The 13,075-nt window shown below is 46.5% G+C and carries 12 protein-coding genes and 1 other annotated feature; all 12 genes read right to left on the reverse strand.

Translation table 11 applies throughout. The features are described 5' to 3' along the window. Positions 1 to 2 precede the first annotated feature (2 nt). The 12 genes from rpsG to secE all read right to left on the reverse strand — a co-directional run bounded on the left by rpsG (position 3) and on the right by secE (position 13,059). Positions 3 to 473, reverse strand: coding sequence for a 30S ribosomal protein S7 (gene rpsG, locus ACXADP_RS00725; RefSeq protein ID WP_474970239.1), 471 nt, complete (start codon positions 471 to 473; stop codon positions 3 to 5). Between the two features lie 58 nt (positions 474 to 531). Beyond that, entirely contained in the window at positions 532 to 951 is a 420-nt protein-coding gene (rpsL, locus tag ACXADP_RS00730; RefSeq protein WP_027953428.1) for a 30S ribosomal protein S12, read from the reverse strand. Positions 952 to 1,043: 92 nt separating this feature from the next. Further along, positions 1,044 to 1,295, reverse strand: coding sequence for a 50S ribosomal protein L7ae-like protein (locus tag ACXADP_RS00735; protein ID WP_474970467.1), 252 nt, complete (start codon positions 1,293 to 1,295; stop codon positions 1,044 to 1,046). A gap of 141 nt (positions 1,296 to 1,436) precedes the next feature. Then, positions 1,437 to 5,048, reverse strand: coding sequence for a DNA-directed RNA polymerase subunit beta' (rpoC, locus tag ACXADP_RS00740; protein WP_474970238.1), 3,612 nt, complete (start codon positions 5,046 to 5,048; stop codon positions 1,437 to 1,439). A 72-nt stretch (positions 5,049 to 5,120) separates the two neighbouring features. Then, on the reverse strand, positions 5,121 to 8,648 hold the full coding sequence (rpoB, locus tag ACXADP_RS00745) for a DNA-directed RNA polymerase subunit beta (protein ID WP_474970237.1): 3,528 nt from the start codon (positions 8,646 to 8,648) through the stop codon (positions 5,121 to 5,123). Positions 8,649 to 8,960: 312 nt separating this feature from the next. Further along, the gene (locus tag ACXADP_RS00750; RefSeq protein ID WP_474970236.1) at positions 8,961 to 9,566 is read right to left on the reverse strand and encodes a class I SAM-dependent methyltransferase; all 606 of its coding nucleotides are present in this window, start codon (positions 9,564 to 9,566) and stop codon (positions 8,961 to 8,963) included. Between the two features lie 102 nt (positions 9,567 to 9,668). Beyond that, entirely contained in the window at positions 9,669 to 10,034 is a 366-nt protein-coding gene (gene rplL, locus ACXADP_RS00755; protein ID WP_474970235.1) for a 50S ribosomal protein L7/L12, read from the reverse strand. A 49-nt stretch (positions 10,035 to 10,083) separates the two neighbouring features. Then, positions 10,084 to 10,584: a 50S ribosomal protein L10 gene (rplJ, locus tag ACXADP_RS00760; protein ID WP_474970466.1), complete on the reverse strand. Its 501-nt coding sequence runs from the start codon at positions 10,582 to 10,584 to the stop codon at positions 10,084 to 10,086. Positions 10,585 to 10,629: 45 nt separating this feature from the next. After that, positions 10,630 to 10,778, reverse strand: a sequence feature (ribosomal protein L10 leader region). A 51-nt stretch (positions 10,779 to 10,829) separates the two neighbouring features. Further along, on the reverse strand, positions 10,830 to 11,525 hold the full coding sequence (rplA, locus tag ACXADP_RS00765) for a 50S ribosomal protein L1 (protein ID WP_027953435.1): 696 nt from the start codon (positions 11,523 to 11,525) through the stop codon (positions 10,830 to 10,832). Positions 11,526 to 11,640: 115 nt separating this feature from the next. Next, entirely contained in the window at positions 11,641 to 12,066 is a 426-nt protein-coding gene (rplK, locus tag ACXADP_RS00770) for a 50S ribosomal protein L11 (RefSeq protein ID WP_027953436.1), read from the reverse strand. 151 nt (positions 12,067 to 12,217) lie between these two features. Beyond that, the gene (gene nusG / locus ACXADP_RS00775; RefSeq protein WP_027953437.1) at positions 12,218 to 12,754 is read right to left on the reverse strand and encodes a transcription termination/antitermination protein NusG; all 537 of its coding nucleotides are present in this window, start codon (positions 12,752 to 12,754) and stop codon (positions 12,218 to 12,220) included. Positions 12,755 to 12,882: 128 nt separating this feature from the next. After that, a complete protein-coding gene (gene secE, locus ACXADP_RS00780; RefSeq protein ID WP_027953438.1) occupies positions 12,883 to 13,059 on the reverse strand; it encodes a preprotein translocase subunit SecE in 177 nt (58 codons plus the stop codon). Positions 13,060 to 13,075: the final 16 nt, after the last annotated feature.

Below are 13,075 nucleotides of genomic sequence, written 5' to 3' on the forward strand. Positions count from 1 at the left end.
GATTACCAACGGTAGTGAGCGAATGCTTTGTTCGCTTCTGCCATTTTGTGCATTTCTTCGCGGCGTTTAACGGAAGCACCAGTGTTGTTCGATGCATCAAGAATTTCGTTAGCAAGGCGCTCTTCCATCGTTTTCTCTCCGCGTAGACGCGCATAGTTTACGATGAAACGAAGACCTAGAGCCTGACGACGTTCCGGACGAACCTCAACTGGTACCTGGTAGTTGGAACCACCCACACGGCGTGCGCGAACCTCCAATACAGGCATAACATTCTTCATTGCTTCGTCGAATGCTTCCATTGCTTCGTTTCCGCTGCGCTCCTGAACAAGTTCAAAAGCTTTATAAAGAATCTTTTGAGCTTTTCCGCGCTGACCGTTCACCATGATTTGGTTGATCAAACGAGTAACAAGCTTAGAGTTATACATTGGATCTGGCAACACATCACGTTTTGCTACTGGACCTTTACGTGGCATATGTTCCCCTCCCTTCTCACAATTGTTTTAGTTTATTTAAGCGATATATTCATATCGTTTATTTTTTAGCTTTTGGCTTTTTGGTACCGTACTTGGAGCGACCTTGCATACGGCCGTCAACACTTGAAGTATCAAGCGCACCACGTACGATGTGGTAACGTACACCTGGCAAGTCTTTAACTTTACCGCCACGGATAAGAACAACACTGTGTTCTTGAAGGTTGTGGCCGATACCAGGGATATAAGCGTTAACCTCAAGCTGGTTAGTCAAACGAACACGTGCATATTTACGAAGTGCAGAGTTCGGTTTCTTCGGTGTCATTGTACCAACACGTGTGCAGACACCACGTTTTTGTGGAGCAGCAAGATCTGTCATACGCTTTTTCATGCTGTTATAGCCTTTGTTCAAAGCTGGAGAGTTCGTCTGCTTTGTCTTGCTCACGCGACCTTTACGTACCAATTGGTTAATAGTTGGCATGGTTGTATCCTCCCTTCATTTTTTAATACCACACATCCAGGTGGTTCATAAAAAGGCAAAAAACAAAGCTTTCGCGTTGAAACGCCAAAACTTTATTGCTTTATCGCCACTGTAGCCGCACCAACGTCAATACCGCATGCATTCCCGAGCTCTTCCATGGAAGGAACCCGTGTATGGGGAATGTTCAGTTGCCGGGCCAGTTCAGCTACTTTAAATGTCATGGACTGATCGGCATCGTCAGCCGTTATGACTTCGTTCACTTCACCATTTTTCATGGCTTTCAGTGTCTGCTTTGTTCCGATAATGATATCGAAACCTGCCTGTGCTACTTTTTCATAAGACATCTTCATATCCTCCAAAGTAACAAGGATAAATGGAAGCACCTTGATAATATTATCACTCACCCAAATGCATGTCAACTGCATTCGGGTGAGATTTTTAGTGCTTCCTTATTTTTTACCCTTTGTTAACATCTACTTCTCTTTTTATGGCTGCGTAACCTCTTCGGGTGTTACCGAAGTTTCGGTCTGCGCACCCTCGGCTTGAGCCTGTATCTTGCGGTAGCGGGTCATGCCCGTACCTGCAGGAACAAGTTTACCGATAATGACGTTCTCTTTCAAGCCAAGCAGCTCGTCGCGCTTGCCTTTAATAGCTGCATCAGTCAGGACACGAGTCGTTTCCTGGAAGGACGCGGCGGACAGGAAGCTGTCTGTTTCAAGAGACGCTTTCGTAATACCCAGGATGACTGGACGGCCGACTGCCGGCTGACCACCTTCCATGAGCACTTTTTGGTTCGCTTCTTTGAATTGGTGAATTTCAAGAAGGGATCCAGGTAGAACATCTGTGTCACCAGAGTCAAGAACACGGACTTTGCGGAGCATTTGACGGACCATAACTTCTACGTGCTTATCAGAAATTTCTACACCCTGCATACGGTATACTTTCTGAACTTCTTTAAGAAGATATTCCTGAACTCCGTCGAGACCTTTGATGGTTAACAGTTCCTTCGGATCGATGGAACCTTCCGTCAACGCATCACCGGACTTCACTTCGTCACCGACACTTACTTTCATACGGGCACCGTATGGAGCAGTATAGGAGCGGGACTCAACCGCGCCCTGGACGACGATCTCCTGTTTCTCTTTCACTTCATTCACTTCGTGGACAGTACCATCGATTTCAGTGATGACAGCCTGACCTTTCGGATTACGAGCTTCCACGATCTCCTGGATACGAGGAAGACCCTGTGTGATATCGTCTCCGGCTACCCCGCCTGTGTGGAAGGTACGCATAGTAAGCTGTGTACCAGGCTCACCGATGGACTGCGCTGCGATGATTCCGACAGCTTCTCCAACTTCAACCTCATCACCAGTGGCAAGGTTGCGGCCATAACATTTCTTACATACGCCGTGCTTCGTATTACAAGTGAAGGCAGTTCGGATGACAACTTCCTTAATACCGGAATCTTCAATCTGTTTCGCAGTATCTTCGGAAATAACTTCGTTTCTTTCTGCAAGAACACGACCTGTTTCAGGGTGTTCAATTTTCTGGAACGCTGTACGACCAATGAGACGGTCGATCAGCGGCTCAATGATTTCAGAGCCTTCCTGAAGGGCGGCAACAGTCAAGCCGCGGTCCGTTCCACAATCATCTTCACGGACGATGACATCCTGCGCAACGTCTACAAGACGACGAGTCAGATAACCTGAGTCGGCTGTCTTAAGGGCTGTATCAGCAAGACCTTTACGTGCACCGTGTGTGGAGATGAAGTATTCAAGTACAGTCAGACCTTCACGGAAACTGGACTTGATTGGTAGTTCAATGATACGTCCAGCCGGGTTGGCCATCAGACCACGCATACCAGCGAGCTGCGTAAAGTTAGAGGCGTTACCACGGGCTCCGGAATCACTCATCATGAAGATCGGGTTACGCGGATCAAGGGATTTCATCAGACGGTTCTGAATATCATCCTTGGCTGCTCCCCAGATTTCAATGACGCGGTCATAACGTTCTTCTTCGGTAATTAAACCGCGGCGGAACTGTTTCATGACCTTATCGACTTTCTTCTGACCTTCATCAAGAATTTCCTGTTTCTCTGGAAGTACGACAACGTCGGATACACCGACTGTAATACCGGCCTTCGTAGAGTAAGCAAAACCAAGATCCTTCATACGGTCAAGCATCTTGGACGTTTCACTGATGGAGAAGCGTTTGAACACTTCTGCAATGATGTCTCCAAGAATTCCTTTTTTGAATGGAGCGACTTCGTCGCGCTTCGCAATTTCCGCACGGATATCTGTTCCATTTTCAATAAAGTAATGATCCGGAGTCTTGATCTCCAGGTTTTCTTTTGTTGGTTCATTGATATAAGGGAAAGAACTAGGCAGCATTTCGTTGAAGATCAACTTACCGACCGTAGTCAGAAGAAGCTGCTGGTTCTGTTTTTCTGTGAATGTTTCGTTATTCAAGGAACTCGCCTGAACAGCTACACGTGTGTGCAGGTGGGCATAACCATTCTGGTAAGCCATCAGCGCTTCGTTCAAGTCCTTGAAGAACATACCTTCTCCTATTGCGTTGGTACGCTCAAGAGTGAGGTAGTAGTTACCAAGTACCATATCCTGTGACGGCGTAACAACTGGTTTTCCGTCTTTCGGGTTCAGGATGTTCTGAGCCGCAAGCATCAGAATACGCGCTTCAGCCTGAGCTTCTGAGGATAACGGTACGTGTACAGCCATCTGGTCACCGTCAAAGTCGGCGTTATAAGCCGTACATACGAGCGGGTGCAGACGAATGGCGCGTCCTTCTACAAGCGTCGGTTCGAACGCTTGGATACCAAGACGGTGAAGCGTTGGTGCACGGTTAAGAAGAACCGGGTGCTCTTTAATGACATCCTCAAGAACATCCCAAACTTCATGGTGAACGCGTTCAATCTTACGTTTAGCTGACTTGATGTTGTGTGCAAGTCCGCGGGAAACCAATTCCTTCATAACGAAAGGCTTGAACAACTCCAGAGCCATTTCTTTCGGAAGACCACACTGGTACATCTTCAACGATGGTCCTACAACGATTACGGAACGTCCGGAATAGTCAACACGCTTACCAAGAAGGTTTTGACGGAAACGTCCCTGCTTCCCTTTCAACATGTGGGAAAGAGATTTAAGTGGACGGTTACCAGGACCTGTAACCGGTCGTCCGCGTCGGCCGTTATCGATCAGGGCGTCAACAGCTTCCTGAAGCATACGCTTCTCGTTCTGAACGATAATCGTAGGGGCTCCAAGATCCAATAGACGCTTCAGACGGTTATTACGGTTGATGACACGACGATAAAGGTCGTTCAAATCAGATGTGGCGAAACGTCCACCATCCAGCTGCACCATTGGGCGCAGTTCCGGAGGGATGACAGGAAGAACATCCAGGATCATCCATGAAGGATCGTTACCAGAGTGACGGAAGGACTCCAACACTTCCAGGCGCTTGATCGCACGTGTGCGTCGCTGACCCTGGGCAGTTTTCAATTCTTCCTTCAGTGTGTCTACTTCTCCATCCAAGTCGATGTCGAATAGAAGTTTACGGATGGCTTCCGCTCCCATAGCAGCCTGGAAGCCTTGTCCGAATTTCTCACGGTATGAACGGTACTCTTTTTCAGAAAGCAGCTGCTTCTTCTCAAGAGCAGTCTCGCCTGGATCGGTCACGATGTAAGCGGCGAAGTAAATAACCTCTTCAAGCGCTCTTGGCGACATATCCAATACAAGACCCATACGACTCGGGATACCTTTGAAGTACCAGATGTGAGAGACAGGGGCAGCTAGTTCAAGGTGCCCCATACGCTCACGGCGTACTTTCGCTTTTGTTACTTCAACGCCACAGCGGTCACAAACGACGCCCTTGTAACGGACGCGTTTGTATTTTCCACAGTGACATTCCCAGTCTTTTTGAGGCCCGAAGATACGCTCACAGAAAAGACCGTCTTTCTCTGGTTTCAACGTACGATAGTTGATGGTTTCCGGCTTTTTAACTTCACCATAGGACCAAGAACGAATCTTATCCGGTGAAGCGAGGCCGATTTTCATATACTCAAAGTTGTTAACATCTAGCAAGGGGCCTACCTCCCTTTCAGTATCCAGGTTTTACCCTAAGCTTAGAACACGAGCGACAGCAGTGTTTCTAACTTAATCGTCTAAGTTCAAATTCTCGGATTCTTTGGTTTGCTCTTCCTCAATATCCCGCATCTCAATCTCTTCCTCATCACCGGAGAGAATCTTCACATCCATACCAAGACTTTGAAGTTCCTTGATAAGAACCTTGAAGGATTCCGGCACACCAGGTTCCGGTACGTTGTCACCTTTGACGATGGCTTCGTATGTTTTCACACGGCCAACAACATCATCGGATTTAACCGTCAGGATTTCCTGCAGGGTATAGGCAGCACCATATGCTTCAAGGGCCCATACCTCCATCTCACCGAAACGCTGACCACCGAATTGGGCTTTACCACCAAGTGGCTGCTGGGTAACGAGAGAGTAAGGTCCAGTTGAACGGGCGTGGAGTTTATCATCAACCATGTGTGCCAGTTTGATCATGTACATGACACCGACAGATACACGGTTATCAAACGGATCCCCGGTACGTCCATCATACAGGATCGTTTTCGCATCACGAGCCATGCCTGCTTCCTGTAATGTTTCCCAAACATCTTCCTCGCGGGCACCATCAAAGACCGGGGTGGCAATTCTTTCACCCATCAAACGGGCGGCCATACCCATGTGCAGCTCCAGCACCTGACCGATGTTCATACGAGATGGTACACCAAGTGGGTTCAACATGATATCAACCGGTGTTCCATCTGGAAGGAACGGCATGTCCTCTTCCGGAAGAATCTTGGAAATAACACCTTTGTTACCGTGACGTCCAGCCATCTTATCCCCTTCAGAAATCTTACGCTTCTGAACGATATAAGCACGGATCAGCTGGTTCACTCCTGGTGGAAGCTCATCTCCGTCTTCACGGTTAAAGATTTTCACATCAAGAACGATACCACCGGCACCGTGAGGAACACGAAGAGACGTATCGCGGACTTCACGAGCCTTTTCACCGAAGATAGCGTGAAGAAGGCGTTCTTCTGCAGACAGTTCTGTTACCCCTTTAGGTGTAACTTTACCGACAAGCAGATCTCCGTCACTGACTTCTGCTCCGACGCGGATAATTCCACGGTCATCCAGGTCACGAAGAGCATCTTCACCGACGTTAGGAATATCACGAGTGATCTCTTCAGGTCCAAGCTTCGTATCACGGGCTTCTGATTCATATTCTTCAATGTGGATGGAAGTGTATACATCGTCTTTAACAAGGCGCTCACTCATAATGATCGCATCCTCGTAGTTGTAACCATCCCATGTCATGAAGGCCACAAGCGGGTTCTGTCCAAGAGCCAGTTCACCCATATCCATGGATGGACCATCAGCTAGGATTTCCCCTTTTGTAACACGGTCACCTTTAGAAACGATTGGACGCTGGTTATAACAGCTTCCCTGGTTGGAACGGATGAATTTCTGAAGACGGTAACGGTCAAGATCTCCCTCAACCTCTTTGCCATCTACTTCAGAAATACGGCGGACGCGGACTTCTTTCGCTTCCACGCGCTCAACAATTCCTTCGTGCTTACAAATAACGGCAGCACCGGAGTCTTTACCAGACACATATTCCATACCAGTACCCACAAGAGGCGCATCCGGCTTCAGCAATGGTACTGCTTGACGCTGCATGTTCGCACCCATAAGGGAACGGTTGGAGTCATCATTCTCAAGGAATGGGATACAAGCTGTCGCAGCAGATACTACCTGCTTCGGAGATACGTCCATGTAGTCAAGGCGGTCACGGGCTACGACCGTGTTTTCCCCGCGGAAACGTGCGATAACTTCTTCATCTGTGAATCCACCGTCATCATCAAGCTTCGCGTTCGCCTGGGCGACCACGTAGTTATCTTCCTCATCGGCAGTCAGGTAGTCGATTTGAGCCGTTACTTTGTTTGTATCCGGGTCGACACGACGGTATGGCGTTTCAATAAATCCGAACTCATTCACTTTCGCATAGGAAGAAAGGGAGTTGATCAGTCCAATGTTTGGACCTTCCGGTGTTTCGATCGGACACATACGCCCGTAGTGGGAATAGTGTACGTCACGAACTTCAAATCCTGCGCGTTCACGAGTTAAACCACCTGGTCCAAGAGCGGATAGACGGCGTTTGTGCGTCAATTCCGCAAGCGGGTTGGTCTGGTCCATGAACTGTGAAAGCTGCGAGCTTCCGAAGAACTCTTTAATGGACGCAATCACCGGCCGGATGTTAATCAACTGCTGTGGCGTGATGGACGATGTATCCTGGATGGACATACGCTCACGAACGACACGCTCCATACGGGAAAGACCAATACGGAACTGGTTCTGAAGAAGTTCACCTACAGAACGCAGACGACGGTTACCAAGGTGGTCAATATCGTCTGTACCGCCTACATCATGCAGCAGGTTGAAGAAGTAACTGATAGAAGAAAGAATATCAGCAGGAGTAATGTTCTTCACATCACGGTCAATGTTGGCATTGCCGATAACGTTGATGGAACGCTCCCCTTCCGGGTCAGTTGGATCAACGATTTTCACAGACTGTACTTGGATCGGATCTTCAAGAACGCCTTCAACGGGTTCAAGTGTTTCTTCACTCAATGTACCTTCCTGATCATCGAAGTAAGGGATCAGTTTATTCAGGAGACGGCGGTCAATCTTATCGCCTTTTTCAGCGATGACTTCGCCTGTTTCCTCATCGACCAGCGTTTCCGCCAGTGTCTGATTGAACAAACGGTCCTTAATATGAAGCTTTTTGTTCATTTTATATCGTCCAACGCGCGCTAGGTCGTAGCGTTTTGGATCGAAGAAACGGGAAACCAACAAGCTTTTCGCATTTTCTACTGTAGGCGGCTCACCAGGGCGTAGACGCTCGTAGATTTCAAGCAGCGCTTTCTCTGTAGTCTCCGTATTATCTTTCTCAAGCGTGTTTTTCAAGTATTCGTTGTCGCCGATAAGATCAATGATCTCCTGGTCGGTTCCGAATCCTAAAGCACGCAGCAGAACTGTAATCGGCAGCTTACGCGTACGGTCAATACGTACGTGTACGACATCTTTGGCATCTGTTTCAAATTCCAGCCACGCTCCGCGGTTTGGAATGACGGTTGCCGTATAGCCGCGTTTACCGTTTTTATCTATTTTCTTGTTAAAGTACACGCTTGGAGAGCGGACGAGCTGAGATACAATGACACGCTCAGCACCGTTGATTACGAAGGTACCTGTGTCTGTCATCAATGGGAAGTCACCCATGAAAACTTCCTGCTCTTTTACTTCACCTGTCTCGTTGTTTAGAAGGCGTACTTTCACTCGAAGCGGTGCGTTATATGTTACATCGCGATCCTTTGACTCATCGACTGGATACTTTGGTTCGCCAAGGCTGTAGTCTACGAATTCAAGCGATAGATTACCTGTGAAATCTTCAATCGGGGAAATGTCCTGGAACATTTCCTTCAAACCTTCTTTTAAGAACCAATCGTAAGAAGCGGTTTGGATTTCAATCAGGTTTGGTAATTCCAATACCTCACTGATACGTGCATAACTTCTGCGCTGGCGGTGTCGTCCATACTGAACTAGTTGACCTGTCAACTGATTCACCCCTCAAATCAAGCATTTTAATAACGAAAAAAGGGTCCGGCAAGACATGCCGAACAGGCTTGCGGTTGATCTTGCCACAAGCATATTTAAACATCTGCGGCAATTGCAGATGGTGATTCTTCATTTCTCTCTAACGTTAGACAAAAAAGAAAAAGGCTTTTCATACATTAAAAACCTCATTTACTTGCAGCGTTCGATTTTACCATTCTGACCAGTCCGCAAGTTTTTTATACTATTTTGTAAAAAAGACTTGACAGATATCAGATATATTGGCATTTTTCAATACTAGCACAAGTGGGTTTGCTAGTCAATCTTTTTTGCTTTGAGAATGTAGTAACCTTTCTTTTTCAAAACGACTTCAGATGAACCGAACCATTCATCGAGTTTCTGCTTAGCAGATGGCGCCCCCTGCTTTTTCTGAATCACAACCCACAACTCCCCGCCTGGCAGCAGCGCTTCCGATGCTTCTTCAAACATCGCATGCACAACAGACTTACCGGCACGAATCGGTGGATTGGTTAAAATAGCAGCAAACTTCCTGCCCCGGACACCCTGAAGGCGGTCACTCTCCAGAATGGTTACATTATGAATGTGATTGGCAGCCGCATTCTTTCCCGCCAGATGGAGGGCCCGTTCGTTTACATCCACCATCACAAAACGGCGGTCACTGAAAGCTTTAGCCAGAGACAACCCGATAGGGCCATACCCACATCCAAGATCAAGGATTTCCCCTTCCACTTCAGGGAGTTGAAAGGCATCAATCAAGACCCTTGAGCCGTAATCCACTTCATTTTTGGAAAAGACGGCATGATCTGTTGTGAAAGAAAATGGAAACCCCTTCAATTCAAAGGACCATGTTTTCTCTTCACTAGCCGTTGATGTCTTTTTTGAATAATAATGCTCCGACATATCCGAACACCTTCTCCATTGTCTGAATTTTAGAGAATAAAATGTCTATTAAGAAAAAGAAAGCCCGCCGATATATCAGCGAGCTTTTCTCCAAGGTTTTCCTTACTTAAGTTCGACAGTAGCGCCTGCTTCTTCAAGCTGAGATTTGATCTCTTCAGCTTCTTCTTTAGAAATGCCTTCTTTGATTGCGCTTGGAGCACCATCAACCATTTCTTTAGCGTCTTTAAGACCAGCACCAGTGATTTCGCGTACAGCTTTAACCACTTTGATCTTAGAAGAACCGGCAGATTCTAGTACTACATCAAATTCAGTTTGCTCTTCAGCAGCTTCTGCACCACCGGCAGGAGCACCAGCAGCAACTGGAGCTGCAGCAGATACACCAAATTCTTCTTCAATTGCTTTAACTAGGTCGTTAAGCTCAAGAACAGACATTTCTTTAATCGCTTCGATAATTTGTTCGTTAGACATGAGAAATTTCCTCCTTAGTTTTGTTGGTTTATTTTAAACGAATGCTAACTTACGCACTTTCTTCTTCTTTTTGATCCGCGATTGCTTGTGTAGCATAAGCGAAGTTGCGGATTGGAGCTTGTAGTACGCTTAGGAACATAGATACAAGACCCTCGTAGTTCGGAAGGTTGGCAAGCTCTTGGATTTGCTCAAGAGTTGCAACCTGACCTTCAACTACGCCACCCTTGATTTCAAGATCTTCATGATCTTTAGCGAAGTTGTTCAAGATTTTAGCAGGAGCTACCGCATCATCTGTGTGGAAAGCTATCGCTGTTGGTCCTTGTAACACTTCATCAAGGTCAGATAGTTCAACTTCTGCAGCCGCACGGCGAATCATCGTGTTTTTATGCACTTTGTATTCTACGCCGGCTTCACGAAGCTGATTACGAAGTTCAGTGACTTCAGCTACATCAAGACCGCGGTAATCTACTAATACAGCAGATTTACTGTTGCGGAACTTTTCAGCTAGATCAGATACAATCTGTTTCTTCTGTTCGATAATACCGCTCATCGTTCCACCTCCTATTGACTTTTCATCATACCGTTCGAAGGTTTTCTTAATAAAGAAAAACACCTCCACATAGACATGGAGGTGTTTTTCATAGAGCAGGGCAGATGGCGCTGCTCTATGATATATCACACACCTCGGCAGGACTTTAAGCGGAAAACCGCCCCTGCTGTCTACGGTATAACGTATTCTTTTTATACAACGCTACTTAGTATATAACACTAATAGCGGAAAGTCAACACTTTTTATTACTTCGTGTAAGCAGAAACGTCTACTTTGATTCCAGGACCCATAGTAGATGAAACAGCAGCGTTACGCATGTAAGTTCCCTTAGCAGCCTGCGGCTTCGCTTTAACCAACGCATCTGTAATCGCTGCGAAGTTTTCAGCAAGTTTCTCTTCATCGAAAGAAGATTTACCGATCGGGACGTGGATGTTTGCTGCTTTATCAACGCGGTATTCAACTTTACCAGCCTTGATTTCATTGACAGCTTTTTCAACTTCGAACGTTACCGTGCCGGTTTTAGGGTTTGGCATAAGACCTTTTGGTCCAAGTACACGACCAAGTTTACCAACTTCAGCCATCATGTCTGGAGTTGCAACAACTACATCAAAATCGAACCAGCCTTGGTTGATTTGGTTGATCAGGTCCTGCTCTCCTACGTAGTCTGCACCAGCTGCTTCTGCTTCTTTCGCTTTATCACCTTTAGCGAAAACAAGCACACGCTGGGATTTACCTGTACCGTGTGGAAGCACCATCGCGCCACGGATCTGCTGATCCGCTTTTTTAGGGTCTACACCCAGACGGAAAGCTGCTTCAACAGTTTCATCAAAGTTAGCTTTTGAAGTTTCTTTTACAAGCTTGATCGCTTCTTGTACATCGTAAGCTTTTGTACGGTCAACAAGTTTTTGAAGTTCTTGCTGCTTTTTCGTTTTTTTAGCCATTTCAATTTCCTCCTCTTGTGGTTTTAACGGATTTTCCTCCCACGAATAAAGGTTGCGAAAGAGTCACAAGCTCCATTTCCGCAACCTTCTCCTATCTCCATGTGACGCTGTGGGATTAGTCTTCGATTGTGATTCCCATGCTGCGCGCTGTACCTTCAACCATGCGCATAGCAGCTTCAACGTCAGCCGCATTTAAATCAGGCATTTTTGTTTCTGCGATTTCGCGAACTTGGTCACGTTTAACAGAAGCAACTTTGTTACGGTTTGGCTCACCGGAACCTGATTCGATACCAGCCGCTTTCTTAAGAAGAACAGCAGCAGGTGGAGTTTTAGTAACGAATGTAAATGAACGGTCCTCATATACCGTAATTTCAACCGGAATAATCGTACCCGCCTGTTCCTGTGTACGAGCGTTAAACTCTTTACAGAAACCCATGATATTGATACCTGCTTGACCTAGTGCCGGTCCTACTGGCGGCGCTGGGTTTGCTTTACCCGCAGGGATTTGAAGCTTAACTACGTTAATTACTTTTTTAGCCACGAGACACACCTCCTTAAAGTCCGTGATGTGGTAATAGGGATTCACCCTCCCACTCCATTGCAATATGCAGAAACCTGTATTTTACAGGGCGCATATAGAACATAAAAATTCTAGCATCTTTAACTCTAATATGCAAGGGGAGAGATGAATTTTATAATTTTTCGATTTGAGTAAAGTCCAACTCGACTGGTGTTTCACGTCCGAACATATTCACGTGGACTTTGACTTTCTGTTTATCCGTGTCAATGTATTCGATCGTACCTGTGAAGTTGGCAAAAGGCCCATCTGTTACTGTAACACTTTCCTTCACCTCAAAGTCAACCTCTGCCTTCGGCTCTTCATTCATGCCCATCCGCTTAAGCACCGTTTCTACTTCTTCAGGGAGTAGAGGAATCGGCTTGGACCCTGAACCTGTGGAACCGACGAAGCCGGTCACCCCCGGCGTATTACGAACAACATACCAGGAATCATCCGTCATCACCATTTCCGCAAGAACATAGCCTGGGAAGACCTTTTTCTTTGCGATTTTCTTTTTGCCGTTTTTAATCTCAGCTTCTTCGTCCTCCGGGACAAGGACACGGAAAATCTTATCTTCCATACCCATTGATTCCACGCGCTTTTCAAGGTTTGTCTTAACCTTATTCTCATAACCTGAGTACGTGTGCACTACATACCATCTTTTTTCCATAATCACAGGACAAGTGCTTGCCCTTCCCTCCCTTGTATTAGAGTGATGAAAATTTCTCCAACATGAAAAAACCCGCGGAACGGGTTTTTTGTAAGTCTATCTCCTATTATAGCATAAAATCCACTCTACTATTCTTGAGCAATGAGTTCAAGCACTTGGGAAATCCCAAGATCTACAATAGCAAAGAACACAGCTACGAAAGCGACCGTTCCGAGAACGGTGATGGTGTAACGTGTCAGTTCCTGACCCTTCGGCCAGCTTACCTTCTTCATCTCCCGAGCTACATTCTTGAAGAACTTAAACATGCTGCAATACCCCCAA

It is taken from the genome of Halobacillus sp. AWH4_228, from assembly GCF_056158365.1.

Excerpts from the sequence above, each read along its gene's own strand:
- rpsG (WP_474970239.1), bottom strand. The coding sequence starts at position 473 with ATGCCACGTAAAGGTCCAGTAGCAAAACGTGATGTGTTGCCAGATCCA.
- rpsL (WP_027953428.1), bottom strand. The coding sequence starts at position 951 with ATGCCAACTATTAACCAATTGGTACGTAAAGGTCGCGTGAGCAAGACA.
- ACXADP_RS00735 (WP_474970467.1), bottom strand. The coding sequence starts at position 1,295 with ATGTCTTATGAAAAAGTAGCACAGGCAGGTTTCGATATCATTATCGGA.
- ACXADP_RS00750 (WP_474970236.1), bottom strand. The coding sequence starts at position 9,566 with ATGTCGGAGCATTATTATTCAAAAAAGACATCAACGGCTAGTGAAGAG.
- rplL (WP_474970235.1), bottom strand. The coding sequence starts at position 10,034 with ATGTCTAACGAACAAATTATCGAAGCGATTAAAGAAATGTCTGTTCTT.
- rplJ (WP_474970466.1), bottom strand. The coding sequence starts at position 10,584 with ATGAGCGGTATTATCGAACAGAAGAAACAGATTGTATCTGATCTAGCT.
- rplA (WP_027953435.1), bottom strand. The coding sequence starts at position 11,525 with ATGGCTAAAAAAACGAAAAAGCAGCAAGAACTTCAAAAACTTGTTGAC.
- nusG (WP_027953437.1), bottom strand. The coding sequence starts at position 12,754 with ATGGAAAAAAGATGGTATGTAGTGCACACGTACTCAGGTTATGAGAAT.
- secE (WP_027953438.1), bottom strand. The coding sequence starts at position 13,059 with ATGTTTAAGTTCTTCAAGAATGTAGCTCGGGAGATGAAGAAGGTAAGC.